This is a genomic window from Parabacteroides sp. AM58-2XD, assembly GCF_003463685.1.
Lineage (GTDB): Bacteria > Bacteroidota > Bacteroidia > Bacteroidales > Tannerellaceae > Parabacteroides > Parabacteroides segnis.
In genome coordinates, this window is the sequence record NZ_QSDP01000054.1 from 1 (window position 1) to 24527 (window position 24527).

At 44.4% G+C, this 24527-nt stretch carries 23 protein-coding genes and 2 pseudogenes; 18 read left to right on the forward strand and 7 right to left on the reverse strand.

Annotated features, from left to right (window positions below; all coding sequences use genetic code 11):
- Positions 1 to 138: 138 nt before the first annotated feature.
- From DXA15_RS14030 to DXA15_RS14040, 3 genes are read left to right on the forward strand one after another with little or no spacing between them, the layout of a single operon-like run.
- Entirely contained in the window at positions 139 to 1335 is a 1197-nt protein-coding gene (locus tag DXA15_RS14030; protein ID WP_128134435.1) for a 6-bladed beta-propeller, read from the forward strand.
- A 1-nt stretch (position 1336) separates the two neighbouring features.
- Complete coding sequence (locus tag DXA15_RS14035) at positions 1337 to 1909, forward strand: hypothetical protein (protein WP_233567278.1); 573 nt, start codon at positions 1337 to 1339, stop codon at positions 1907 to 1909.
- A 31-nt stretch (positions 1910 to 1940) separates the two neighbouring features.
- Positions 1941 to 3104: a 6-bladed beta-propeller gene (locus DXA15_RS14040; protein ID WP_128134436.1), complete on the forward strand. Its 1164-nt coding sequence runs from the start codon at positions 1941 to 1943 to the stop codon at positions 3102 to 3104.
- 88 nt (positions 3105 to 3192) lie between these two features.
- Here the strand turns inward: DXA15_RS14040 and DXA15_RS14045 are convergent, their stop codons facing one another.
- From DXA15_RS14045 to DXA15_RS14060, 4 genes are all read right to left on the reverse strand, one after another.
- Positions 3193 to 3411, reverse strand: coding sequence for a hypothetical protein (locus tag DXA15_RS14045; RefSeq protein ID WP_010800879.1), 219 nt, complete (start codon positions 3409 to 3411; stop codon positions 3193 to 3195).
- A complete protein-coding gene (locus DXA15_RS14050) occupies positions 3408 to 3884 on the reverse strand; it encodes a DUF3990 domain-containing protein (protein WP_010800878.1) in 477 nt (158 codons plus the stop codon). The genes DXA15_RS14045 and DXA15_RS14050 overlap by 4 nt, the downstream gene beginning before the upstream one ends.
- Complete coding sequence (locus DXA15_RS14055; RefSeq protein WP_010800877.1) at positions 3881 to 4102, reverse strand: DUF3791 domain-containing protein; 222 nt, start codon at positions 4100 to 4102, stop codon at positions 3881 to 3883. The genes DXA15_RS14050 and DXA15_RS14055 overlap by 4 nt, the downstream gene beginning before the upstream one ends.
- A 152-nt stretch (positions 4103 to 4254) precedes the next feature.
- A complete protein-coding gene (locus tag DXA15_RS14060) occupies positions 4255 to 8277 on the reverse strand; it encodes a glycoside hydrolase family 2 TIM barrel-domain containing protein (RefSeq protein WP_128134437.1) in 4023 nt (1340 codons plus the stop codon).
- 204 nt (positions 8278 to 8481) lie between these two features.
- On the opposite strand from DXA15_RS14060, the pseudogene DXA15_RS14065 reads away from it, so the two are divergent.
- The 4 genes and pseudogenes from DXA15_RS14065 (at position 8482) to DXA15_RS14075 (ending at position 12861) form a co-directional block, all read left to right on the forward strand.
- Positions 8482 to 10691, forward strand: a pseudogene (locus DXA15_RS14065) (patatin-like phospholipase family protein).
- A gap of 50 nt (positions 10692 to 10741) precedes the next feature.
- Positions 10742 to 11866: a sialate O-acetylesterase gene (locus DXA15_RS14070; protein WP_233567279.1), complete on the forward strand. Its 1125-nt coding sequence runs from the start codon at positions 10742 to 10744 to the stop codon at positions 11864 to 11866.
- Positions 11863 to 12150 (forward strand): hypothetical protein, encoded by a 288-nt coding sequence (locus DXA15_RS26570; RefSeq protein WP_233567280.1) that lies wholly within the window; start codon positions 11863 to 11865, stop codon positions 12148 to 12150. Before DXA15_RS14070 ends, DXA15_RS26570 begins: the two co-directional genes overlap by 4 nt.
- A 39-nt stretch (positions 12151 to 12189) precedes the next feature.
- The gene (locus DXA15_RS14075) at positions 12190 to 12861 is read left to right on the forward strand and encodes a DUF2461 domain-containing protein (protein WP_009860024.1); all 672 of its coding nucleotides are present in this window, start codon (positions 12190 to 12192) and stop codon (positions 12859 to 12861) included.
- Between the two features lie 47 nt (positions 12862 to 12908).
- Here the strand turns inward: DXA15_RS14075 and DXA15_RS14080 are convergent, their stop codons facing one another.
- Positions 12909 to 14117 carry a hexokinase gene (locus DXA15_RS14080; protein WP_128134438.1) on the reverse strand — a complete coding sequence of 403 codons (1209 nt, stop codon included), beginning with the start codon at positions 14115 to 14117 and terminating at the stop codon, positions 12909 to 12911.
- A 369-nt stretch (positions 14118 to 14486) separates the two neighbouring features.
- Between DXA15_RS14080 and DXA15_RS14085 the strand changes: the two genes are divergently transcribed.
- Entirely contained in the window at positions 14487 to 14894 is a 408-nt protein-coding gene (locus tag DXA15_RS14085) for a DUF3836 domain-containing protein (RefSeq protein ID WP_128134439.1), read from the forward strand.
- A gap of 103 nt (positions 14895 to 14997) precedes the next feature.
- Here DXA15_RS14085 and DXA15_RS14090 read toward each other — a convergent pair whose 3' ends face one another.
- A complete protein-coding gene (locus tag DXA15_RS14090; RefSeq protein WP_128134440.1) occupies positions 14998 to 16362 on the reverse strand; it encodes a TrpB-like pyridoxal phosphate-dependent enzyme in 1365 nt (454 codons plus the stop codon).
- Between the two features lie 156 nt (positions 16363 to 16518).
- Between DXA15_RS14090 and DXA15_RS14095 the strand changes: the two genes are divergently transcribed.
- From DXA15_RS14095 to DXA15_RS14120, 7 genes are all read left to right on the forward strand, one after another.
- Entirely contained in the window at positions 16519 to 17745 is a 1227-nt protein-coding gene (locus tag DXA15_RS14095) for a hypothetical protein (protein ID WP_128134441.1), read from the forward strand.
- Positions 17746 to 17760: 15 nt separating this feature from the next.
- The gene (locus DXA15_RS14100) at positions 17761 to 18984 is read left to right on the forward strand and encodes a DcaP family trimeric outer membrane transporter (RefSeq protein ID WP_128134442.1); all 1224 of its coding nucleotides are present in this window, start codon (positions 17761 to 17763) and stop codon (positions 18982 to 18984) included.
- Positions 18981 to 19868: an SDR family oxidoreductase gene (locus DXA15_RS14105; RefSeq protein ID WP_199676321.1), complete on the forward strand. Its 888-nt coding sequence runs from the start codon at positions 18981 to 18983 to the stop codon at positions 19866 to 19868. Before DXA15_RS14100 ends, DXA15_RS14105 begins: the two co-directional genes overlap by 4 nt.
- 20 nt (positions 19869 to 19888) lie before the next feature.
- A complete protein-coding gene (locus DXA15_RS14110) occupies positions 19889 to 21076 on the forward strand; it encodes a phosphoribosylaminoimidazolecarboxamide formyltransferase (RefSeq protein ID WP_128134444.1) in 1188 nt (395 codons plus the stop codon).
- Positions 21077 to 21291: 215 nt separating this feature from the next.
- On the forward strand, positions 21292 to 21834 hold the full coding sequence (locus DXA15_RS14115; protein WP_128134445.1) for an RNA polymerase sigma-70 factor: 543 nt from the start codon (positions 21292 to 21294) through the stop codon (positions 21832 to 21834).
- A 168-nt stretch (positions 21835 to 22002) separates the two neighbouring features.
- On the forward strand, positions 22003 to 22305 hold the full coding sequence (locus DXA15_RS25280) for a hypothetical protein (protein WP_158579666.1): 303 nt from the start codon (positions 22003 to 22005) through the stop codon (positions 22303 to 22305).
- Positions 22284 to 22880: a FecR family protein gene (locus tag DXA15_RS14120; RefSeq protein ID WP_158579667.1), complete on the forward strand. Its 597-nt coding sequence runs from the start codon at positions 22284 to 22286 to the stop codon at positions 22878 to 22880. The genes DXA15_RS25280 and DXA15_RS14120 overlap by 22 nt, the downstream gene beginning before the upstream one ends.
- 302 nt (positions 22881 to 23182) lie before the next feature.
- On the opposite strand, the pseudogene DXA15_RS28030 reads toward DXA15_RS14120, so the two are convergent.
- Positions 23183 to 23394 (reverse strand): annotated as a pseudogene (locus tag DXA15_RS28030) (hypothetical protein).
- Positions 23395 to 23500: 106 nt separating this feature from the next.
- Between DXA15_RS28030 and DXA15_RS14130 the strand changes: the two are divergent.
- From DXA15_RS14130 to DXA15_RS14145, 3 genes are all read left to right on the forward strand, one after another.
- Entirely contained in the window at positions 23501 to 23911 is a 411-nt protein-coding gene (locus tag DXA15_RS14130) for a hypothetical protein (RefSeq protein ID WP_004291538.1), read from the forward strand.
- 161 nt (positions 23912 to 24072) lie between these two features.
- Positions 24073 to 24288, forward strand: a complete 216-nt coding sequence (locus DXA15_RS14140) for a hypothetical protein (protein ID WP_004291535.1) — start codon at positions 24073 to 24075, stop codon at positions 24286 to 24288.
- Positions 24289 to 24299: 11 nt separating this feature from the next.
- Positions 24300 to 24521 (forward strand): hypothetical protein, encoded by a 222-nt coding sequence (locus DXA15_RS14145; protein ID WP_004291534.1) that lies wholly within the window; start codon positions 24300 to 24302, stop codon positions 24519 to 24521.
- Positions 24522 to 24527: the final 6 nt, after the last annotated feature.

A 24527-nucleotide genomic window follows, 5' to 3' on the forward strand; every position in this document is an offset into this window, starting at 1 on the left:
ACCATTAAAGGTAATGAAAATCAGCCACTTGACCTATTTTATTGTACTAAATTTTATCAATTAACTTATTTGTTCTCAACGGATTAGTTATAAATTTAACGAAGTATTATTGAAAAATAAATAACAAAATACACAAATATGAAAACTATCAAACACTTGCTTTTAGGGGGATTTACCCTTTTGTTGCTCTCATGCGGAGGAAAGAAGTCCGGTGATCAGCCGGTTGAAAATATATCGGAAGTGCCTGAATATCCGATAACAATCTCCTTTGCCAAGGGCATTGAGACAGAGCAGGAGGTCCGGTTGAGTGAAATTGCCAGGGAAGTAAAGATCGTGCCATTGGAAACAAAGCCCGAATGTCTGGTTGCCAAAGTATCTCAGGGAATGATACAGATGATAGATCATAACCTGTTTATTCCATGTAGCGAAGGGTTATTGCAGTTTACGGATGATGGAAAGTTTGTCCGCTCAGTAGTCAAGCGGGGACAAGGGCCGGGAGAATACAGCATTATCCGGTTTATAGCGGCTAACAACAGGTTGAAACAAATTTATATAATGGATAACGGAAGGATTCTTACCTATACAATAGGCGGTGACTATGTAGGAGAGTCTAAAATACCTTTCTGTTGGCAGTTTACTTTGTTGGGAGATAGTGCATACGTCGGCTACATTTATAATAATACAGGCCAGAAGAAAGACCGGCTTGTCCTGGTTGACCGGCAGGGAGAGACACTGAATACTTTTCCTCAATATGATCAGTTTACGATAGCCAATGGATTGAATTATTATTTGTGGGGGCGCTATGATCGTTATCTCTATTCTTTCAGGGAAGAAGCCTGTTGTAAAGAGTATTATAATGATACGGTCTTTACGGTTACCCCGGAACGGCTTGAACCGCGCTATATCCTGGATTTGGGAAAGTATAAGATACCGAAAGAAAGGCGTTTTGAAGTTCTGGAAGGAAATTGGCAAGCCTATTCAGAGCCGGCACAAGCCTATCTGCGACCGGATTTCCATGAAACGTCTCAATGGGTATTTCTCCCTTATACCTCCTGGGATGTTACCAACAAAGATGAGTTGCCCCGTCTGGCCATGTACGATAAGAAGAAAGGCGCTTGCTATAAGGTGAAAAACAATCGTATCATAAATGATATGCAGGGGAGTTTACCTTTCTATCCGGAGACTCGCATTTCGGATGATGTATTGCTTTATTTTCTTGAAGCACCCGAGATAATGGAGTTGGCGGAAGATGATCCTTCTATCCTGGAATATGAACAGCTGAAAAATCTCAAAGAGGATGATAATCCGGTATTGATGATTGTTTATTTGAAGTAGTATGATATATTTTATCCAATTTCTTTTGTTGTTTCCGTTACTGTTCAATTATTCAGTTGAACAGCCGGTTCCTGTCCGGCTTCATTATGATGAGACGACACCTTCTCCCTCGGGTGCACAGGTTATTAAGTTGTCCGGAGATTTGCAAGAACGAACTTATAAGATACGGATGGCACATTATAAAGAAGGAGTTGTGTCTTATAAAATCCTGAATGAACAGGCTTATGTAATAAAAGATACCGTATTCTCTATTCGTATCGCGGTTGAGCCTCTCCATGCACATGAAGTGGACTTTACCGTGGAAGGTGAAACGCTAATTGTGGAAAAAGCAGAGGTAGAAGATGTCTTGCACAGTATTTTATTGGAGACATATCCGACAAGAATCTATACTTCCAATGATACGATACCTCTTACCAGTTATACGAGTGGTGCTTTATATGAAGTGATGCTTGAAGGAAAGAAACAACAGGCTGGTAGCTATTGTGATGTCCGTAATGCTAAACTTCCTCCGAAGGAATGGCATGAAGCATTTAATATGAAAGAGTATATATGGTTTGATTTATTTTTTGAGTAACATTGAATTATAACTTTAAGTCAAGGGCATTATGAAAAAGAAAAACTTATTTTTGTTTATGTTGCTGCTTTTAAGTAGTTACTATGATATGGATGCACAAGATGTATCCCCTGTTAAAATACCGTTTGAAACAGCATTAAATACAACGAAAGAACTAGTCTTGAGCCAGATTGCAGCGGATGTGAAAATAGTACCGTTGGAAACAACGGAGAATTGTTTACTCTCAAAAGTGAAAGCAGGTGCCATACAGATGATCGGACATGATATTTATATTCCTTGTGATATGGGACTGCTTCAATTTTCCGATGACGGTAAATTTATCCGCTCTGTTTCCCGTAAAGGGCAGGGGCCTGGTGAATATGCTAATATCCGCTATGTCGCTGTTGATAGAGTACAGAAGCAAATCCATTTATTAACTAATGGAAAAGTGCTGGTTTTCTCGTCGGAAGGTAAATCTTTGAGGGAAGCCCGGTTCCCGATGGTGTGGCAATTAGAACTGTTGGGGCAAGATACGTATGTTTCTTATGTATATAATGGTAACGGAAAGAAAAGAGAGAAGATTATTTTGTCTAATATGAAAGGAGAACAGATAAATACTTTCCCGCAATACGATCAGTTTACCGTCCCGAGCGGAATGATGTTTTATAATACAGACCCTTATGACAGATACTTGTATCAGTTTGCCGGAAACACCTGTCTGAAAGAGTTTTATAATGATACCGTTTTTACTGTAAAGAAGGATAAGCTTATACCGCGTTATATCTTTGACATGGGAAAGTATAGATTGCCCGATAAGTACCGGTTTGAAGTATTGGATGGAAACTGGGAGCGCTTTAATGAAGTCTCAGCTCCTTACTGGCGTCCTAATATGGTGGAAACCACCCGTTCGGTTTTCGTTCCTTATTCTCCCTGGAAATTTGAAGATCGTATCAAAGGACGCAAACTGGTCGTATACGATAAAAAGGGGAAAAGTAGTTATAATGTAAAAGGCGGATACATAAAAAATGATATGAATAGCCGGTTACCTTTTTATCCGAATATCCAGGCAACGGATGATGTGGTTATTAATCTGTGGGAGGTAACGGATATTTTGGAACTGGCAAAAAAGGATCCTGCTTTATTGGAACATAAAGCTTTACAGAATCTGAAGGAAGATGATAACCCTGTTTTGATAATCGTTACAATGAAAAAATAATACTGATTACTATTATTGTTCCGCTACTAATAACTTGTTTAAGTGAACAGCCGGCCCCTGTCCGGCTTCACTATGACGAGATAATACCTTATCCCATCACGCCTGTTCTTATTTCGGTTTCGAGATAAGAGTAAATATAATATGGACTTTGATAATACAACTCCGTAGCCGGGTTGGACAATTTAGCGAAGGTATCCGATGTATAAACCGTATCCAATGCGGTTTGTAAATCCATCCCCAAACGTTCCATCAGTAAGACAACTAAGTCTGCCGTAACCGATTCAACCATATAATCAAAGTCTGTCATAATCTTCTTAGTAAATGAATTGATTTTTCAGTTCCGAAATAATACTGGAAAGTAATCCCTTTCATATATTTTAATCGATGGAGAAATTCTTGTATATCAATAGATTTATCTTCTAATTTCTTGATTTGTAAACCAACCTTATCATTTGCTATCGGTCCATAAACGATATCATATTGAAATACGGCATTTCCATTTTTACTATTTCTATTTGCAAACACAAACTGCGCCCATTCCTCTGTATATGAACTGAATATTTTCACTGATAGATCAGTTCCGTGAAGATAGGTTTCATCAAACTCATAACGAGTCACTATAGGTTCTCCACCTAAAATAGCAGATTTTAGAGCGGCCATATGAAAAGCTTGTTCTTCATCCGAAGACAAATAGAAACCTTTCCCAAAATCCTTGTTAGGTTTAGAGCGAGTTAAATCTATATTTTCTATGATGACATTGGAACCATGATAAAGTATCATGCGATAGCCCCTCCCTGGCGTTGGCAATAAAGTGTCAGATAAGAAAGAGCTTCTTTAAAATCAAGCGTATGGATAGCCTCATAGTGCTGCTCCAGGAAGTCAATCCCGTGAAAACGGCGGATATAACGGTAAGCTTGCTGTTTATTTAAGCTATTCCGTTGTGCAAACGCATCAATCATAGCCGCTATAAATTCCACTTTGTCTCTTATGTTACTCATTGATATAACCTTTTTACAAAGAAACAGGATTTTTCCTGATTTTCCAAATAGAGGCAAATCTTTATTCAGTAAGGCTGATTGCTGCTTGGGCAATTACTAAAAAGGGCGGGCAAAAGCCCGCCCCTATAGAGACATCCTAAGATACAAATCTCTTATTCACTCAAAATAGTCAGTTCCGCCCCCGTTGCAAAATCCTGTCCGTTCTGTGAACTCAGTGCGGTGAAACGGATGTAACGTCCTTTTACCGGTTTGTCGAAGAGGACTTTCTTTTCGTCCCGGTTATTTGCGAACTGGCCTTTGCAGACAGGCTCACCCCAATTCTTACCATCGGAGCTGACCTGAATGGAATATTCTTTGATATTACCATTGTTGCTGTCTTTGCGAGGCATATAGATAAAGCCTTTGAATGCTTTCTCTTCGCTGGCATCCAGATCTACCCAGTGTGGATATTTGGCTACTGTGACAGAATACATACTGTGCCAGATCGTATTCGGATCGCCGTCTACCAGGTGTTTGGCATCGCCTTCGCCAACCTCTTCGCTGCTGGCGTAGATAACTTCTGTCTGGACACTTTCCAGTTTGTTAAAAGTCTTTGTCGACTTGATCTCCGGATTATTCTTTAACCAGGCAGTAATTGTTCCGCCTTCGCGCATCGGGATAGCTCCGGTATATTCTTTCGCTTTTTTCTCTTTGCCGATCGTGTAGCAGAAGACAGCATCCTTATCAATAGATGATAATTCAACCATACCTACACGGGAACGGGTGATGGAGAAAGGAATCTCACCGGCAGCCGATACCTGCGCGGCAGCTGACAGGTCTTGTGTGGCCGGGCGGATGATAAAGCCGATATTGTTTTGTCCGGCAAATACACGGTCATGAATCAACGGGCCACCCTGTCCGCAACTGTTACCTCCCAAACCTGTAACGGCAAGGTCAAGATGCAGATAAGTGTCACCGGCCTTCGGTAACTGATAAGGATGTCCGGCCAATGTCATATCGAGTGCGGAATATTGCAAAGCAGAAGTAGAAAGGCGGTTGGTTGCCACAAAGAGAGCTCCCTTGCCAGCCTTGTCGGTCAGTGCACACCAGCGCACATCTTCATGATTACCCATATCCTGTGGTTTCGGGAAGTTCACGAACTGGTCGGCTACGGTCGATTTATATTGCTCGATAAACTGTCCGGCTTTACGGTCGGCATAATTTTCAACCGGACCTCGTCCGTAGTATGTATAGTTTTCATAACGCTGAGGAACGATCATCCGGTAGCCTAAACGTGGCAGTACCAGGCTTGAATTGTTGGAGGTGATGCTGGCTTGCAGTTCGATGGAACCGTCACGGTAGATGGTCCATGCCTGGTCGGTCGTGAACTTGAAGTCGTCTTCGCCGAAGGCTTTATCAGTCAGTTCTTCCACTTTATTCTTGCCGCTGGATGTTCCGCCCAGTATCTTGGCTGCGTTGGGAGCCTGCGATTCTACGGTGTAGAACAATACCAGGGAACCGTCTTTCCGCTTGATCACTTTGGACGCGGTAGCTTTATGTTTCAGATTGTGTAATCCGTTTTCGAACCAGCTTCCATAGAACCAGTTATCGTTATTCGTGAAGGCACGGAAAGCATCCAGTTTCGGACCGTTTCCGTCGGCAATGATTGTTTCGCCACCATAATTCAGATTATAGATCGTACCGCTTTCATTGTCGAATGTGACATTGAAGTTCTCTCCTTTGATCGTTGAGAAGCGTGCGTCCGATTGTTTTTCGAGAGTTAATTCTACCGCTGAGGCATTTGCCACTTCGTTGATGGCAGGTTTACCGGCAGATGCTTTGACTGGAAGTTGTTCTTCTGCCATTACATAACCTTTGGGGGCCCAGGGTTTGTCCTCTTTCAGCAGGAACTGTACTTTAACGAAATATTCGTTGTCCGCTTTTAGCTGGCTGTACGTATAAGGAATGGCTACTTGCACACGTTTACGTGGTGAAACCTTACCCGGATTCAGTGAACCGCTTTCCATTTTTTTGCCGTTTTCGTAAAGCGACCATTTCACATCGTAATCGGACAGATCGTTGAAATAGTATTTATTGAACAGCTCGAAAAGGCCTTTCTGTGCATCGACTTCTGTGACGCCGATATGCTGGTATACCTTTTTCACTTCATAATACTGCGGTTTCGGTTCCAGGTCGCCGAACACGATACCGTTCATTACGAACTGACCGTCGTTGGGCGTATCGCCGAAGTCACCGCCATAAGCCAGGTAGCGTTTGCCGTCGGGCGTATAGTTGTAGAGAGACTGGTCCACCCAGTCCCAGATGGCGCCACCACAGAAGAAGTTGGTCGACTCCATTGCATCCCAGTAATCAACCAGGTTACCGCAGGCATTCCCCATCGAATGGGCATATTCTGAGATATGGAACGGATACTTGATGTCATAATCGCCTTTCACGGCACCGCGTACCCAGGAGATAGACGGATACTGGTTGGAACCCATATCTACAATTTTATTGTTGCGCTCGTACTGAACGGGACGTGACAGGTCTGCTTTCTTTAAAGCATCGTAGGCCTCTACGAAGTTGTGTCCCGGACCGGCTTCGTTCCCCAGCGACCAGATCACGATAGACGGATGGTTGATATGGGCGTTTACCATTTCCATGACACGTGCCACATGTGCATCCCGCCATTCTTTCGGATGGGACAGGGAGGCTTGGCCATAGTAATATTCGTGTGATTCGATATTGGCTTCATCTTCCAGATAAAGACCATATTTGTTACACAGGTAATACCAGTACGGATCATCCGGATAATGTGAGTTACGAACGTGGTTGATATTGGCACGTTTCATCAGCATCACTTCGTCTTCCATCATTTTGCGTGTGATGGCATGGCCTACGGACGGATTACTTTCGTGACGGTTCACACCTTTCAGTTTGATAGTCTTGCCGTTTACGTAATAATAACGTCCGGCTAGTCCGAACTCGTCTTCAGATGCCGGTGTATCCTTGATTTCTACCTTGCGGAAACCTACAGTGGTGGAAACCATATCGATCGTTTTATTCTTTTTATCTTTCAGTTCAGCAACCAGTGTATAGCGGTAGGGCTGTTCGGCCGACCATTTGTTGGGCGCTTTCACTTTGATGGTCATCAGGTTCTCTGTTGTTTCATCCGGATTGATCCGTTCGATGACAGGCGATAAGAATCCATCGACAAGTGTATTTTCGTCTGAATAGAGTTTGTTGGCATAAAGTGAATAATACACTTTATAATTCTTGATTGCTTTTTTATCGAGGTTACGAATGTCTGCCTTGACGGTCAGCGAACCGTCGGTATATGTTGCATCCAGATCGGGTGTTACTACCAGATCGCGGAAATGCACTTTCGGTGTCGAATAGAGTGCAACGGTCCGGAAGATACCCGGCAGGCGGAACATATCCTGTGCTTCGAGGAACGAGCCGTCGGAACTGCGATACACTTCGGCTGCCACAATGTTCTTTCCTTTTTGAAGATAAGGAGTAATGTTGAAATTGGCTGCATTACGGGAGTTTTTGGAAAAACCTACATAATGGCCGTTAATCCATAAGTAGAAAAAGGAATCTACTCCGTCGAAACTGATAAATACATTACGTCCGTCCCAGTCTTCCGGGATGGTGAACTCACGACGGTAAGAACCGACCTCGTTGCGGTCTTTAAAGGTCGTCCAGTTTTCCGGTGGGGTGCGCATCACGCCTCCCCGCCAGTCGTCGACAGCCACTTTGTGCTGGAAGATAACCGGTTGGTTCACGTAAATAGGGGTACCATACTTCTGTGTCCCGTCTTTCTGAAGACCGACAATGTTCCAACTGGATGGCACGGGGATATTGTCCCAGCCTGATACATCGAAGGAGGTCTGGTAGAAATCCTTCGGACGTTCTTCGGGCGTACGGGCCCAATTGAATTTCCAATCTCCGTTCAGGGATTGCCAGTAGGCACTGTTTTCCGGTAATACTTTCCGGGCACTCTCCAGATTCTGGAAGGAGAAGAACCAGGCACGGGGTTGTTCTTTGTTCAGCGCAAGGTTCTCGGGTGATTCCCACTCGTTCCCTTTCGGCGCTTGTTCTGAGGCATACTGATAGCCTTTCAGTAAATCTACTGTCGCATAGCTTTGAAATGTCAAGCAGCATAGTAATAGACAGAATGCTGATTTTTGCATATGAGTTTTTCTTCTTAAGGTGAGAAATAGGCTTCAAATTTAATACATTTATCGGAGAGTCTGTTGTTTACTTCGTGTTTTATTTATCTCATTGCGTTTCCTCCCGTATGATAAATTATGAATCCGGTATAGTAAATGCAGTAAACTCCGAATCGTTTGCATCTTTAGCGTAAACGAACTACATTTGTCGTAAATAGTGTGCAGATGAAAAAGTTACTTTGCTTTTTGCTGATGTTACTGGTCGCTTTGCCTTCCCTGACAGCTCAACGGAAGAAGGTTGGAGTTGTATTAGGCGGCGGGGGTGCAAAAGGTGTAGCTCATATTGGGGTGTTGAAAGTGTTGGAGGAAGCCGGCATTCCGATTGATTACGTGGCGGGTACGAGTATGGGCGCCATTGTCGGCGGCTTATATGCCATCGGGTATACGCCGGCGGAAATAGATACGATGGTGCTGGAACAGGATTGGACGATGTTGCTCAGCGACCGGATCAAACGAAGCAGCCTTACCTTTCCGGAAAAGGAAAACTCCGAACGATATATTCTTTCTCTGCCTTTTGGAAAGGACAAAAAGGATCGTGTCATTCAGGGGATGATAAAGGGACAGAACTTGATGAATCTCTTTTCCAACCTGACGATCGGTTATCATGATTCCGTAGATTTCAGAAACTTCAATATACCTTTCGCCTGTGTCGCTGTGGATGCAGTTGATGGGAAGGATTATGTGTTCCGTAAAGGCAGCCTGCCGCTGGCGATGCGTGCCAGTATGGCGATCCCGGCAGTGTTTACCCCTGTCCGGCTGGATAGTATGGTGTTGATAGACGGGGGATTGAACGATAATTTCCCGGTAGATGTCGCCCGGGAGATGGGTGCCGACGTTATTATTGGTGTAGACCTGGGTACCAGTGATTTGAAGACGCTTGACAAGCTGAACAGTCCCGGTGATGTGATCGGGCAGATCATCGCCTTGCACGGACATGATAAATATGCACGTAATAAGGAGCAGACCGACCTGTTGCTCCGCCCGAATATGACCTCTTATAATGCTGCCAGCTTCAGTACGGTTGCACTCGATACGCTGATCCGTCGCGGAGAGCAGGAAGCCTATGCCCATTGGGATGAGATCATTGCACTGAAAGAGAAAATAGGAATAGCGGAAGATCCTGTCCGGAAGAGCATGGACATGTCCGGAAATCTTACCCCGCGTTGCCTACCGACAGCTTCTATATCCGGACGATCTCCTTTGTTGGTACCGATCCGAGGGACGAAAAGTGGCTGATGAAGATCAGTGGTTTGCGGGAAAACAGCCGGATCACGTTGCACGAACTCCATCATGCCATGTCTGTGTTGATCGGCTCCAATGCCTATTCGAATGTAGATTATATGCTGACCGGCGAGCAACAGCAGAATTTGGTGCTGACGGCACAAAAGAAATCAGTCAGCTCTGTGAACCTGGGTGTGCGTTTCGATTCGGAAGAGGTCATCGGCGTCTTGGTGAATGCCACTTTCGATCACCGGGCCCGCAATCATTCGAAGCTGGGATTTACCGGGCGTGTCGGGGGGAAGACTTCGTTTGCCCGCCTGGATTATGCCATCGAAAGGACTCCCTTGCGTAATCTGAACCTGGCCTACCAGTTCACTTACCAGGATTTGGATATCTACAAGAAAGGCGATAAAACATTCAATACCAGCTATACCCATCATTTTGCCGAGTTCGGTTATTCGGATATGAACTGGCTGAATTTCAAGTTCAAGCTGGGATTGCGTTATGAATATTATGATTATAATTCCTTCCTCTATACCGGTGATAATAACCAATACGAGGTAAAGCCGGAAGGTTTTATCAGTTATTTCGCTATGGCACATCTGGAGACGTTCGATAAGCGGTATTTCCCGACAAAAGGCGTTTCCCTGAAAGCAGACTATTCTTTTTATACGGACAATTTCGTCAGTTATAACGGGCATGCACCGTTCTCTGCGGTCGGCCTGAATTTCACATCTGTCATACCTGTTACTTCCCATTTCAGTATATTGCCTTCCCTGTATGGCCGCGTACTGATCGGTGGAAACCTGGCCTATCCTTTCCTGAATGCGGTCGGTGGCGAGGTGGAAGGACGGTATGTGCCCCAGCAGCTGCCGTTTGCCGGAATCAACCGGATGGAGATATTCGACAACTCGGTAGCCGTTGCCCGCCTGCATTTCCGTCAGCGTATTGCAGGGAATAACTATATTTCCCTGATCGGTAATTATGCGATTCATCATGATGACTTCTTCCACCTGCTGAAAGGGAAAAGCGTATGGGGCGGAAGTCTCGGATATGCGTATAACAGCATTGCGGGACCGCTAAGTGCGACTTTCAGCATGTCCAATCAAAACACCAGCCTTCAATTTTATTTGAATCTGGGATTCTCGTTCTAGTTTTTGTTGTACATTTGTTATCCGTTAATCAATCAAATACAAAGAGATACATGAAACTTACACGAATTACAGGGATAGCCGCCGGTCTGTCCCTTCTGGTTGCCGGTATGCAGGCACAGGTTAGTCTGCCGTCTGTTTTTACCGACCATATGGTGTTACAGCAGAAAAGTGAAGTGCCTGTATGGGGCTGGGGATCTGCAAGTGCTACAATCAAAGTTGTCGGAAGCTGGGCTCCGCAGGATACGGCAACGACTGTCGTCCGTTCGGACGGAACCTGGGATACCACCCTGAAAACGATCGGAGCGGGCGGTCCTTATACCTTATCGGTTTTGGGCGATGGCACCCGTGAACTGAAAGACGTCATGCTGGGCGAAGTATGGCTGTGTAGCGGCCAGTCCAATATGGAATGGACTCCGATGCACGGTATCGACAACAGTGAAAAAGAGGTCGCTGCCGCCAATTATCCGAATATCCGTTTCTTCCATATCCCCAAACGTGGAGCTGCTACTCCACAGAATAATTGTGAAGCGTCGTGGGCACTCTGTACTCCTGACAGGATGAAGAGTACCAGCGCTATAGCTTACTTCTTTGGACGTGACTTGCAAAAAGACCTGAATGTCCCTGTCGGCCTGATCGTGTCTGCCTGGGGAGGTACTCCGGCTGAGGTATGGGTGCCCGAAGAACAGGTAATGAATAATCCCCGCATACGTGATGTAATGCCCGATAAAACATATCCCTGGTGGCCCGTAGAGCCGGGTGTACTGTATAATCAGATGATCAGCCCGGTCGTGCCTTATGCCCTGGCTGGTGCTATCTGGTATCAGGGCGAATCCAACCGCGATCATCCGGATTCGTATGGAATCCTGCTGAAAACGATGGTCGAGAGCTGGCGTAAGAGTTTCAAAAAAGACTTTCCGTTCTATCTGGTGCAGATCGCACCGTTTACCTATAATGCCGGCGATAATGGCGCTGCTTTGGTTCGCGAGCATCAGGAATGGGTTGCCCGTACGGTTCCAGGGGCCGGGATGGTCGCTGTTTCAGATTGCGTGGCAGATGTAAAGAATATCCATCCGACCGATAAGCAAAGTGTAGGACAACGCCTGGCGAATATGGCATTGGGCAAGATATACGGCCGGCTCGATTCCGGATATGAAAGCCTCTGTTTGAAAGTATGACTATCGATAAGAACAAAGCTGTCATCTCTTTCCTGCATGCCGGTAACGGTTTGATGTGTAAAGATAAGGAAATTACCGGATTCATGATAGCCGGCGAAGACGGTGTCTTTGTACCTGCCAAAGTCCGGATCAAAGATAATACGGTTGTTGTAACCTCTTCCAAAGTGAAGAAGCCTGTCGTGGTGCACTATTGTTTCGATGATGCGACCATCGGCAACCTGTTCAGCAAGGAAGGTTTGCCGGTCGCTCCTTTCCGTACCGACAGAAACTGGAAGAATGAATAATATTATTCCCTATCTTTGTAGGTAAAACAGACAGAGAATATGAATAAAGAGATTATACAATTCCTGAAGGAATTAAGCGTAAACAACAACCGGGAGTGGTTCCAGGCAAACAAGGACCGCTTCGATGTCCTGCACAAAGGATTTATCGACGAAGTGCAGGAAGTAATCAACCGGATTGCCCTGTTCGATCCGCAGGTAGCAGGCCTGGAATCGAAGGATTGCCAGTTTCGCATCTACCGCGATCTGCGTTTCTCTCCGGACAAGACACCTTATAAGGTTCATTTTGCAGCTTATATGGCCCAGGGCGGACGTGCCAGCGAGCGGGGCGGATATTATATCCATCTCGAACCGGGTGCCTGTATGCTGTCCGGTGGTGTATGGTGTCCTCCGCCTAAATTATTGAAAATGCTTCGCCAGGATATTTACGATCACATCGACGAGTTTGTCGGTATCATTGAAAAGCCATCCTTTAAGGAAGCCTTCCCGGTGATGGAAGGGGAGGTACTGAAGCGTATGCCGGCCGGTTATCCGACCGATTTCAAATATGACGAGATCATGAAGCATAAAGATTTTTGTTTTGCGGCCAACTTGCCGGACGAGTTCTTTATGGCGGATGACTGGATGGATCAGACCTTAAAGCGATTCGAAGAATTACTGCCGTTTAATAATTTTCTGAATTATACGGTGGATGAATTTTTAGGAAGAGTATAAGAAATAGCGAGGGTATTTCAACTGATTGACATACCCTCGTTTTCTTATCAGGACAATGCTGCAATAGCCGTCCCTATCAGATTTGCATTATTCATTTTGTTCACATGAACTTTCACATCGCCTATTCCAAGCTCGTTCAGCAGCTTTTCCAGTTCTTCCATTACGAGTACACTGTAATTTTTATCTTTCCTGTTAATACTCCAGAACATACTTCCTTCGGCCACCAGGCATACTTTTTTGATATCCTTATTATAGGAAACCAATAAAGAGACCAGTCCCGCAAGCGAAGCAGCTACCAGTTGGGCAGAACGGTTATATATCCAGTGGGCAACCTGTACATATTTATCTTTATGAATATCCGGATAATTCATGATAGTCGTCAACTTCTGCGCATCAAACTTTTCTTCAAATTCATCCAGCGGAAAGGTCGATTTCAATATCTCTCCCAGATACATGCCGGAGACGGCTTTCTCAAAACGTTGCATGCCACGGCTGTCGGAGCAGGCATCGACCGTGTCGTCGACAGTTGTCAGATAGGGCGGATGGAAATTTCCTGATTCCAGATTGACAGGGATTAGCCCGTGTGCCTGTACGGAAGAGGGTAATTTTGTAATCTTATCGGCAGGAATAAAGGTCGCCATATTAGTTCCCGTCCCGACTATAAGTCCGATATAGGCGTCATAACTGCTGTCGGTAAGTCCGGCGAACAGGCTGGCTACGGTATCATTAAGAACTTTTATGCCTGTAAACCCGGGGGTATTTCTGTCATTCAGATAGTCAAGCAAAGGTTTCCCAACCGGCTGTCCGAGCATTTCCTTGATATGCACTCCCTTTGTCCAGTGCAACAACCGGGCATCCCCGTCGGGAAGCGATTCGGCTGCGTACGAGAAACAATAACCGATAGGCATTTCCTGCTCCCGCTTGATCTCTCCGATAGGGTCGGCCAGTTCCTTGAACAGCTCGTCACGGGTGAAGCCGGGAGTTTTCATTACCGACAGATCTTTTTTCCAGCCGTTTTCAGGATGGATAGTCGGTTTGTCGTTATTAAAGTTGACTGTTGCCACCCGGTAATTCGTACCTCCCAGGTCGAGAACGAGGGCTTTACCGTTTATGTTTGTACTTTTGGGGGTGATGAATGTCGGGATACATTGTATCTCCTGGCCGTCTTTCGCCAGACCTTCTTCTACTTTCTGTCGCAATGAAAGAGCAATCTCTTTCAATTGGTCATTTTCCAGTTTAAAAATATTTCTCTCCATGATATACCGATTTAATTTGGATGCTAATATCCTTCTTTTATTTCTAAATAACAATCGTGAGTGTATATTTAGTTCTGAATAATGCTGCTGATGATGAAAAAAACTATTGGTGTCAATTCGTAAGTAAGTTGGCTTTTTCTCTTGGCTTATTAAGAAAATAGTGACTAAAAACAATGTTATTTTGATGTTGTAAATTGTTTTTATTATAAACTGTAAGTTGTGTGCTCTTTTGTGAATATTTCGGTGTAGTTTAAAATAGTTAAATAAGACTGTTTTGCTATCAATATGTCAAAATATATTTGGTTGTTACCGGAAAACTGTGTTCATTTGCACGCAATTTGAAAGTAAATCTTATAGGTAATATATTTTATGAAAACTTCAATTTTAAGAAAAGAAATTTTATCACTTGTTGTTTTGTTTGTTTGCAGTCTGGCAATGAGTGCCGCTTCTCCCAGAAACTATCTGTATGATACGAAAGAAGAGAACGGAAAGATCGTTTCAAAAGTAATATTCCTACAGGAAGAAGGGCTTTTGAACAAACAGGTGAAATATGAATTCGCCTACAATGATAACGGCAAAGTCGCTGAGAAAAAAGCGTACCGCTGGAATCAGGCAAAAGAGACATGGGATCCTTATTATCTGATTACATATCAGTATAATGAAGACGGAAATATCACTTCCGAATACGGAATGTGGGACAAAAAGAAGAAAGATTATAGCCTGAATACACAGAAAATGCTTGTTCCGGCTACCAATTATGAGGAAATTTTCTCATAATACCTATTTTAAAACATTCATAGACACACACGAAAGTGGCGCGAATAACAAAAGACGTGAGTCCCTGTTATTAGCGCCACTTTTATTTTGGTAAATAGTTCTCTTATTTGATGATCTTTTCCAGTTCTGACAAATTGTTAGCAACTTCCTCATCTGTTACTTCGTAGTTTGTCAGGTCGCCGGCCAGATACTGGTCGTAAGCTGCCATGTCGATCAATCCGTGACCGGACAGGTTGAACAGGATCGTACGGGTTTTGCCTTCTTCTTTCGCTTCCAGTGCTTCGCGGATAGCAACGGCAATAGCATGTGATGATTCCGGAGCCGGAATGATACCTTCCGCCTGGGCAAATAGGGTGGCTGCCTGGAATGTATCCAACTGTTTTACATCGTATGCGCTCATTAAGCCATCTTTCATCAACTGGCTGACAATAGAACCGGCACCGTGATAACGCAGACCGCCTGCATGGATATTTGCCGGGGCAAAATTATGTCCTAACGTGAACATCGGGATGAGCGGTGTGTAGCCGGCTTCGTCACCGAAGTCATACTGGAACTGTCCGCGTGTCAACTTCGGGCAGGAAGCTGGTTCGGCGGCAATAACACGTACATCTTTTCCTTCTGTCAGTTTATGGCGCAGGAAGGGGAATGTAATACCGGAGAAGTTTGAACCGCCACCGAAGCAACCGATTACAACGTCCGGATATTCGCCGGCCATTTCCATTTGCTTTTCTGCTTCCAAGCCGATTACTGTCTGATGCAGCATAACATGGTTCAATACGCTACCTAATGTATATTTGCAGTTCGGAGTTTGCATTGCCAGTTCTACCGCTTCCGAAATAGCCGTACCCAAGCTTCCCTGATAGTTGGGATGGTCGGTCAGAATCTTACGTCCCGCTTTCGTACTCATACTCGGAGAGGCTATCACCTGTGCACCGAATGTCTGCATAATAGAGCGGCGGTAAGGTTTCTGATGATAGCTGACCTTTACCATATATACTGCTAGTTCCAGGCCGAAAGCCTTGGCGGCATAGGAGAGGGCGGCGCCCCATTGTCCGGCACCTGTTTCCGTAGTGATATTGGTAATACCTTCCTGTTTGCAGTAGTAAGCCTGTGCGATAGCCGAGTTCAGTTTATGCGAACCGATCGGGCTGACGCTTTCGTTCTTAAAGTAGATATGTGCAGGAGTATCCAGCATCTTCTCCAGTCCGTAAGCACGAACCAGCGGAGTCGGACGCCATACCTTATATAATTCGCGAACTTCTTCCGGTATTTCAATCCATGCATCTGTCGTGTTCATTTCCTGGTGTGAAACACCTTTGGAAAATAAAGGATACAAGTCTTCTTCCTTCAACGGCTGCTTTGTCTGCGGATTTAAAATAGGAAGTGGTTTGTTCTTCATGTCAGCCACAATGTTATACCAGGCTGTAGGTATGTCTTTCTCCTCCAATAAAAACTTTTTAGTACTCATAATTCTTTATGTAGTTTACATTATTAATCATTTTGGCCTTTCAGGCTTACAACTTGGAAGCAAAGTAACAAATAATATTTCGTTCTTCAAATTGAATAAACAAAAATATATACCTTTGCGCCTTCAAACTAGACAAATAGATAACAAACGACAACGATGAAAAAGCTGGCTCTGCTATTGGTAAGTATGCTGACTTTGTTTTCCGCAACTGCCCAGAAGAAAAACTTCACTTACAAGTTTTATGGTTTTGTACGTGGTGACTTGTTCTACAACACCCGTGCAAATATGGCTCCGGTAGACGGAAACTTCTACCTTTTCCCTTTGGATGAAAAACCGGATGCTGACGGGAAAGACCTGAATGCGACTCCCAACGGTAGTTTTTATACGTTCACTTCCCGCCTGGGATTGAGTGTGACCGGCCCGAATGTCGGCTCGGCCCGTACTTCAGCTTGCCTGGAGACTGACTTCGGCGGCTTTTCGGGAAGTACGACTATGTTGCGTATCCGTCAAGCATGGGTCGCATTGGACTGGGAGAAAAGTAATGTATTGATCGGTCATACCTGGCATCCTTTATTCGGTTCCGTATTTCCGGATATGCTGAATCTGTCGACAGGCGCACCTTTCCAACCTTTCAACCGTAGTCCGCAGATTCGTTACCAGTATAAGGCCGGTAAAGTAAAGCTAACCGCTTCGGCTATGTGGCAGTTGCAATACACGTCGAGCGGTCCGAAAGGGATGAGCGAAGATTATATAAAGAATAGTTGTGTGCCGGAGTTTTATGTAGGAGCCGATTATACGTCCGGCAATGGCTGGCTGGCAGGAGCCGGTATTCACCTTATTTCTTTAAAACCCCGTACGACTTCTGAGATAAATGATAAAGTATATAAAGTAAATGAGCGTATGACGACATATTCATACGAAGCTCACTTGAAATATACCGGCCGTAATTATACCTTTGCAGCCAAAAGCCTGATGGCTTCTTGTCTGGACCAGACGGCCCTGATCGGTGGCTATGGTATCAGTTCTGTCGACCCGAAGACCGGCGAGCAGGAATATACTCCTTTCCGCCATTCGACAACCTGGGCGAATTTTACCTATGGCACGAAATGGAAAACGGGACTATTCCTGGGATACACCAAGAACCTGGGGACGGATGATGAGCTGACGGCTTCGAAAACAGTCTACGGAATGGGGTTGGACATCGACCAGTTGCTGACGGTAAATATGAATTTCTCTTATAATCTGCCTCACTGGCAGATCGGACTGGAATATTCTCCGGCAACGGCCTGGTATGGAACGATCGATCAGAAGAACGGTAAAGTGGGAAACACTCACGCCATAACCAATCACCGCATATTAGGATTGGTTATGTATTATTTCTAATTTGAACGCTTTTAAATGAGAACGAGATTAGGTATGTTTTTATTGGCCGGATTGTTAGCTGTAACGTCCGGTTATGCACAGAAGAAGAATTTTTCGTATAAGTTTTACGGACAGGTTCGTGGTGACTTGTTCTATAATTCCCGGGCCAATTCCGAGATAGTAGACGGTTTGTTTCATCTCTATCCGAAAGATATCTCTCCGGATGCAGATGGTAATGATTTGAATGCTACGGCAAACGGTAGCTTTTACCTGTTGTATTCCCGTTTGGGGATAGATGTGGCAGGACCGAGTGTCGGTAAAGCTAAGACAACCGCTAAATTGGAAGTGGATTTCCGTGGTTCGGGAAGTAACTTTGCCATGATTCGTGTGCGGCATGCCTATGTAAATCTGGATTGGGGAAAATCGGCTGTCCTGATCGGACAGACCTGGCATCCATTATTCGGTGATATCTTTCCACAAATGTTGAACCTTTCCACCGGAGCACCTTTCCAGCCGTTCAGCCGTAACCCGATGCTTCGCTATCGTTATACCCGTCAGGGATGGAGCCTAACGGGGGCAGCTATCTGGCAGTTGCAGTATCTGTCTACCGGACCGAACGGAAAGAGCGAGGAATATATAAAGAATAGTTGTGTGCCGGAATTTTATGCTGGTGTCGATTATAAAACCAACAATTGGATGGTGGGTATTGGTGCCGACCTTATTTCGCTGGCACCACGTGTAAAATCCGAAGTTGGTGATAAGATTTATAAGGTAAAAGAGCGTGTTACCTCCGTTTCTGTCGAGGCGCATGCCCGTTATACGGATGATAACTGGAAGATTTCGGCAAAGACGATTATGGGAGAGAACCTGGCCCATCTCTGTATGCTGGGTGGTTATGGTGTCAGCAGTATCGATAAACGTACCGGCGAACAGGAGTATACGTCTTACCGTCATTCAATGACCTGGTTGAACGTGGTATATGGTAAAAAATGGCAACCCGGATTGTTTGTCGGGTATTTGAAGAACCTGGGGGCAGGCAAGGATATTGTCGGACCGACTTATGGAGTGGGCCTCGATGTGGATCAGGTCTTTACCACTAATTTGCAAATGTCATATGTGTTGCCTCACTGGAAATTGGGAGTGGAGTACAGTCCGTCTCTGGCCTGGTATGGCGACCGTACACTTGCCGATGGACGTATTCGTGATACCCATTCAGTAACTAACCACCGTGTATTAGGTGTATTAATATATTCATTCTGATGAAAACGCTGATAATTGGAGCAAACGGCTTTACAGGCAGACGCATCTTGCAACATCTGTCCCTGTGTGGTGGGTATGAACTGACAGGATGTTCCTTGCATAAAGATATTCACCCGGAGAGTAATACCCATTTCGTTCAGGCGGATATCAACGATCATCCGGCCATCGGGCGATTGATCGGGGAGATGCGTCCTGATGTCGTGATAAACGCTTCTGCACTTTCCGTTCCCGATTATTGTGAGTCCCATCATGAAGAGGCGCATGCTGCCAATGTACTTGCCGTTGAAAATATGGCGCGTTGTTGCGAGCGGGAAGATAGCCGTTTTATTCATCTGTCGACCGATTTTGTCTTTGACGGAAAGAATCCTTCTTTATACACCGAGGAAGATATTCCGGCTCCGGTGAATTATTATGGCCTGTCGAAATATCAGGGAGAATTGGCCGTGGCTGCCAATTGCAGTAATTATGCGAATGTCCGCGTGGTCGTTGTCTACGGAAAAGCATTGCCGGGGCAACATGGCAATATCTTGCAATTGGTAAAGAACCGCCTGGAAGCTGGTCAGCAGATACGGGTCGTTTCCGATCAGTACCGTACACCGACTTGGGTAGAGGATATCGCTATCGGAGTAGAAAAACTGATGCATGTTTCTCTAAACGGTACTTGGCATATTTGTGGAGGCGAATGCCTTTCGATAGCCGATATAGCTTACCGTGTTGCCGATTATTTCAAACTGGATCGTTCATTGATTATCCCGGTCACCACCGAAGAAATGAACGAAGCAACTCCACGTCCCCGTTTCAGCGGGCTGAGCATCGAAAAAGCAAAACGTGAGTTAGGTTATACTCCTCATACCCTTGAAGAAGGAATGGCGGAGATGAGATAGAATCATATATAACAAGCAATATGAGCACAGAAAACAAAAACTCTTTAGAACTGAAGTACGGCTGTAACCCCAACCAGAAGCCGTCGCGCATTTTTATGCAGCAGGGGGAATTGCCTATAGAGGTATTGAACGGCCGTCCCGGATATATTAATTTCATGGACGCTTTCAATAGCTGGCAATTGGTGAAAGAACTAAAAGAGGCTACCGGACTACCGGCTGCCGCATCTTTTAAGCATGTCAGTCCGGCGGGTGCCGCTGTGGGAATCGAGATGAGCGATACCCTGAAGAAAATCTATTTTGTAGACGACCTGCCTCTTACTCCTCTGGCAACCGCTTATGCCCGTGCCCGTGGTGCAGACCGCATGTCTTCTTACGGTGATTTTATCGCTTTGAGCGATACTTGCGATGAAGCTACTGCCCGCCTGATCAACCGCGAAGTTTCCGACGGTGTCATCGCTCCCGATTATACCTCGGAAGCCTTAGAGGTCTTGAAAAACAAAAGGAAAGGAACGTATAACGTGATTAAGATCGATCCGTCTTATAAGCCGGCTCCGATTGAACATAAAGATGTGTTCGGTATCACTTTCGAACAGGGCCGTAACGAGATTAAACTAGACGAAAGCCTGCTGACAAACATCCCGACTCAAAATAAGGAATTTTCTGAAGCTGCCAAACGCGATCTTATCATTGCCCTTATTACATTAAAATATACGCAGAGTAATTCTGTCTGCTATACAAAAGACGGACAGGCTATCGGTATCGGTGCCGGTCAGCAGAGCCGTATCCATTGTACCCGTCTGGCCGGAAACAAAGCCGACATCTGGTATCTCCGCCAGCATCCGAAAGTAATGAACCTGCCCTGGATCGAAAAGATCCGTCGTGCCGACCGCGATAATACAATCGACGTATATATCAGCGATGACCACGAAGACGTTTTGACCGACGGTATCTGGCAGCAGTTCTTCACCGAAAAACCGGAAGTGCTGACCCGCGAAGAGAAACGTGCCTGGCTGGACACCCTGAAAGGGGTAGCACTGGGCTCAGATGCTTTCTTCCCCTTCGGTGACAACATCGAACGTGCTCATAAAAGCGGTGTCGAATATATCGCACAGGCAGGCGGTTCCGTTCGTGACGATCATGTGATCGATACTTGTGATAAATATGGTATAACGATGGCATTTACAGGGATACGTTTGTTCCATCATTAATTATATTTATAAAAAGAAGATAAGCAGATTCCCCTGATAGCGAATCTGCTTATTTTTTGCTAATGGTTCCTTTTAAAAGGAACAAAAAAGCACCATAGGATTCTCTTTCTTCTCCTAAGTAAATAGTCGAAATAAGTTATTTCCGGGGTGTTAAATAGAATCTGATTCGTTTTGTTTTATTGTATTTGTACTATATTTGTCCGGGAGATACTTTTATGGAAAAGGATACATTATATATAAAAGAACTGGTATTGGGGAGTCATGACGCTTTCAGGTGCCTGTTTATGAATTATTTCCCAAAGGTTAAATACTTTATAAGCCATCTTATCAAATCGGAGATTATAGCTGAAGAATTAGCTCAGGATGTTTTTATGAGAATTTGGGAGAGCAGGGAACAGTTGGGGGCTGTTGAGTCGTTTAATTCGTACGTTTACCGGATGGCGAAGAATATGGCTCTGAATTATCTGCGGCGCAAATATGTGGAAGAAAGTTACCAGGAAGAGTATGAGGGAGAAACTGAACTGACTATTGAAGGGGAATTGTATGCCCGTGAGATAAAATTACTGGAGCAATTGACTGTCAGCCGTATGCCCCGTAAACGTAAAGCTATTTATGAAATGAGCCGGAGAGAGGGGCTGACAAATGATGAGATAGCGACCCGGATGGGTATTTCTAAGAAAACCGTAGAGAATCACCTGAACTTGGCGTTGAAAGAGATCAGAAAGACCTTGTTTTTATTTACTTCCTTCTTTATATAAAAAAATAGTTACTTTTTTTGGGTGCATTGTTATTCTCGCGTGTCTTAATTTATAGATAACGGAAAATAACATTATGTCGAAGTATATCAGATCATAGAAAATTTCTTTAAGAAAGATCATCCGGAAGAAATCCGGAAGAGCTTTGCTCGCTGGTTTTTCTCTTTTTCATTGGAAGAGAAGGAAGAAGCCCTTTGCCGGATTTGGGATGATATTCAGATAAAAGAAGATAGATCGGTAGAGCAGTCTTTCGATGAAGTGGAAAGGCGTTTAGGATTTCCGCAACGCAGGAGGATACATTTCTCATTCCGGAAATGGGGACAGGTGGCGGCTGTTATTCTGATACCTTTACTTAGCGTATGGTTTTCGTGGCAGTATGTACAAAATCATACGGTGGAGGAAGTTGCATGGGTAGAATGTTTTGTCCCCGCAGGGAAATACGTACCGTTATATTGCCCGATCATTCAGAGGTGATGGTCAATTCAGGAAGTTCTCTGTTTTACCCGGCTGAATTTAAAGGGAAGAATCGTAATATTTATTTAAGCGGAGAGGCTAAGTTTTCGGTTTCGCCGGATAAGAAGAAACCTTTTATTGTCAAAACACAGGATATGTCTGTAGAGGCATTGGGTACGGTTTTTAATATTTCGTCTTATCCGGATGATAAAAAAACGGCCGCTTCACTGGTGGAAGGGAAAATTAAAGTCGATATTAATTCAGGTCAGGAAAGTTTTATTCTTAACCCGGAGGAACAAATCGTATATGACAGGGAAACAGGGCGAAGTGAACATAAGCATGTCCGGTTGGATTATGTACTGGCCTGGGAAAAGGGGCAGATGGTTTTCCAAAGTGTTTCATTGTACACTGTCATAAAAGAAATAGAACGGAATCATGGGGTAACGGTTTACCTTAATTCCAAGGGATTGAAGGATGAACGTTTAACGGTTAAATTCCTGCATGATGAGACGTTGGAGGAAGTATTTTATACTTTGCAACAAATTATTGCCGGGTTTAAATATAAGATAGAAGGGGATAAAGTATATATTTATTAATGATTAACACACACATATAGTACCATGAAAAAAAGAACCGAAGAGTTTTGTTTGCGGCTCAACTCTTCGGTTTGAAATCCGAACACATTTCATAAGGCTTAATTATAAAAATAGTATTCAACAACAAAAATAATATTATTCATGAAAAAGAATAACAATTTATCTTATAAATATTTGCTGAATGAAGTTACGAAAAGAGTGTAATTTATTGGAAATGAGCGTAGGTTAATTGCTCTTGATAGTAATAGGTTACGATTTAGTTAGTTATCTACTGCATTATCCTTCTGCGCGTTGCGTAACCTTCAAAGAACTCTTCGTATGCAAAAGTAGCTATTTAATTCGAGATTTTGATATAACTCCCGTTTTTTATCCCCTCATTCATAAGAATTTTCCGTAAAAGCGGTATTGTCCGTCGGCACACCATTGCCCAAAACGAGTTTGGAACAAACGTGTGCCGACTACCGCATAGCTGGAGAAAAGGGCATTGCCTCACGCCTAAACGATGTTTAGACAGATGAAGCAATGCCCCTTTCTTTTGCGCCTATGCCAAGAGGTGCTTTTACGGGTTTTCAAATGATTTTTCTTTTTTCGCTGTCTCTTTTGCCGGAAGCGGAAAGTGAATGCAGAGTGTGTCAGCCTGCCCCATGAATGAAACAGGCGCCCACACACAGCCGGACAAACCGGGAAGAATGATTGTTGCCACCCGGCTGAACAAGTTCCGTCGGATCGGAAACAATCATACTTCCTTTGTTGTGGTTTGCCCTTTTCACGCTTCCGGTGATGTCTTTTTCCTTTTGGTGATTCTTTTTTTTACGGATTTTCCCCTGAAGTTTTTTTCTACACAATCTGCCTCTGTTTTCGTTTACCTCCATTTTGCGCCTTTCAGTAAGCCGCATCAGTCAGTCATTTTCGTTCTGGGCGCAAAGGTAATTCCGGGATTGGACGGGAAAGCAAGGTCAAGCCTCCTGTTTTCGGTAAAAATCTCCAGCCCTGCGGGTAGTATTTTGACCGAAAAACCTTGCATTCCCTAATCCCTACCTTTTCAAGCACCCGAAACGAAAACGACCGATGCGACAGAAAGACGCATAAAAAAAATGTCGGATAAACGAGAGGCAGATAAGATAGTTTGAAACTCAACTCCCTCAGCTCTTGAATCCGCATTAAAAACAAAAAAATCAAAAACAGCGAAGATATGACGGCAACGGCAAATTTCAGACAAATGGCGCAACACATCGGGTTGGCGATATGCGGCTTGATGATGCGCACCGCCTTCGGGGTGTTCGGCATCCTTTGGGGCATCATCAGAGAGATTGTAAACGGAGTGTTCCGAGTGGCGATAGGTGTAATCGTGGCTATCCTTTCCACCATTGCCTTCTTTGGCTTCATCCTTTGGTTATTCACCCTTTAACCCTTACCGACATGGCAAAAAGAAACAGCAAGACGGCAGCGCAGCAGTGCAGATATTACGAGGTGGACAACATCTTCGTGTATATGGTGGAAACGTACATCAACGGCAATTTTGAAACTTTCCGAAGATTGTACCACGAACTGAACAAGGACGCACGGAGGGATTTCATGGACTTCCTTCTCAGCGAGGTAGAGCCGACCTATTGGAGAGAGATACTGAAACAGATAATCTAAAAATGA

Coding starts and splice junctions, on each gene's coding strand:
- DXA15_RS14030 (WP_128134435.1), top strand. CDS start 139: ATGAAAACTATCAAACACTTGCTTTTAGGGGGATTTACCCTTTTGTTG.
- DXA15_RS14035 (WP_233567278.1), top strand. CDS start 1,337: ATGATATATTTTATCCAATTTCTTTTGTTGTTTCCGTTACTGTTCAAT.
- DXA15_RS14040 (WP_128134436.1), top strand. CDS start 1,941: ATGAAAAAGAAAAACTTATTTTTGTTTATGTTGCTGCTTTTAAGTAGT.
- DXA15_RS14045 (WP_010800879.1), bottom strand. CDS start 3,411: ATGACAGACTTTGATTATATGGTTGAATCGGTTACGGCAGACTTAGTT.
- DXA15_RS14050 (WP_010800878.1), bottom strand. CDS start 3,884: ATGATACTTTATCATGGTTCCAATGTCATCATAGAAAATATAGATTTA.
- DXA15_RS14055 (WP_010800877.1), bottom strand. CDS start 4,102: ATGAGTAACATAAGAGACAAAGTGGAATTTATAGCGGCTATGATTGAT.
- DXA15_RS14060 (WP_128134437.1), bottom strand. CDS start 8,277: ATGCAAAAATCAGCATTCTGTCTATTACTATGCTGCTTGACATTTCAA.
- DXA15_RS14070 (WP_233567279.1), top strand. CDS start 10,742: ATGAAACTTACACGAATTACAGGGATAGCCGCCGGTCTGTCCCTTCTG.
- DXA15_RS26570 (WP_233567280.1), top strand. CDS start 11,863: ATGACTATCGATAAGAACAAAGCTGTCATCTCTTTCCTGCATGCCGGT.
- DXA15_RS14075 (WP_009860024.1), top strand. CDS start 12,190: ATGAATAAAGAGATTATACAATTCCTGAAGGAATTAAGCGTAAACAAC.
- DXA15_RS14080 (WP_128134438.1), bottom strand. CDS start 14,117: ATGGAGAGAAATATTTTTAAACTGGAAAATGACCAATTGAAAGAGATT.
- DXA15_RS14085 (WP_128134439.1), top strand. CDS start 14,487: ATGAAAACTTCAATTTTAAGAAAAGAAATTTTATCACTTGTTGTTTTG.
- DXA15_RS14090 (WP_128134440.1), bottom strand. CDS start 16,362: ATGAGTACTAAAAAGTTTTTATTGGAGGAGAAAGACATACCTACAGCC.
- DXA15_RS14095 (WP_128134441.1), top strand. CDS start 16,519: ATGAAAAAGCTGGCTCTGCTATTGGTAAGTATGCTGACTTTGTTTTCC.
- DXA15_RS14100 (WP_128134442.1), top strand. CDS start 17,761: ATGAGAACGAGATTAGGTATGTTTTTATTGGCCGGATTGTTAGCTGTA.
- DXA15_RS14110 (WP_128134444.1), top strand. CDS start 19,889: ATGAGCACAGAAAACAAAAACTCTTTAGAACTGAAGTACGGCTGTAAC.
- DXA15_RS14115 (WP_128134445.1), top strand. CDS start 21,292: ATGGAAAAGGATACATTATATATAAAAGAACTGGTATTGGGGAGTCAT.
- DXA15_RS14130 (WP_004291538.1), top strand. CDS start 23,501: ATGCAGAGTGTGTCAGCCTGCCCCATGAATGAAACAGGCGCCCACACA.
- DXA15_RS14140 (WP_004291535.1), top strand. CDS start 24,073: ATGACGGCAACGGCAAATTTCAGACAAATGGCGCAACACATCGGGTTG.
- DXA15_RS14145 (WP_004291534.1), top strand. CDS start 24,300: ATGGCAAAAAGAAACAGCAAGACGGCAGCGCAGCAGTGCAGATATTAC.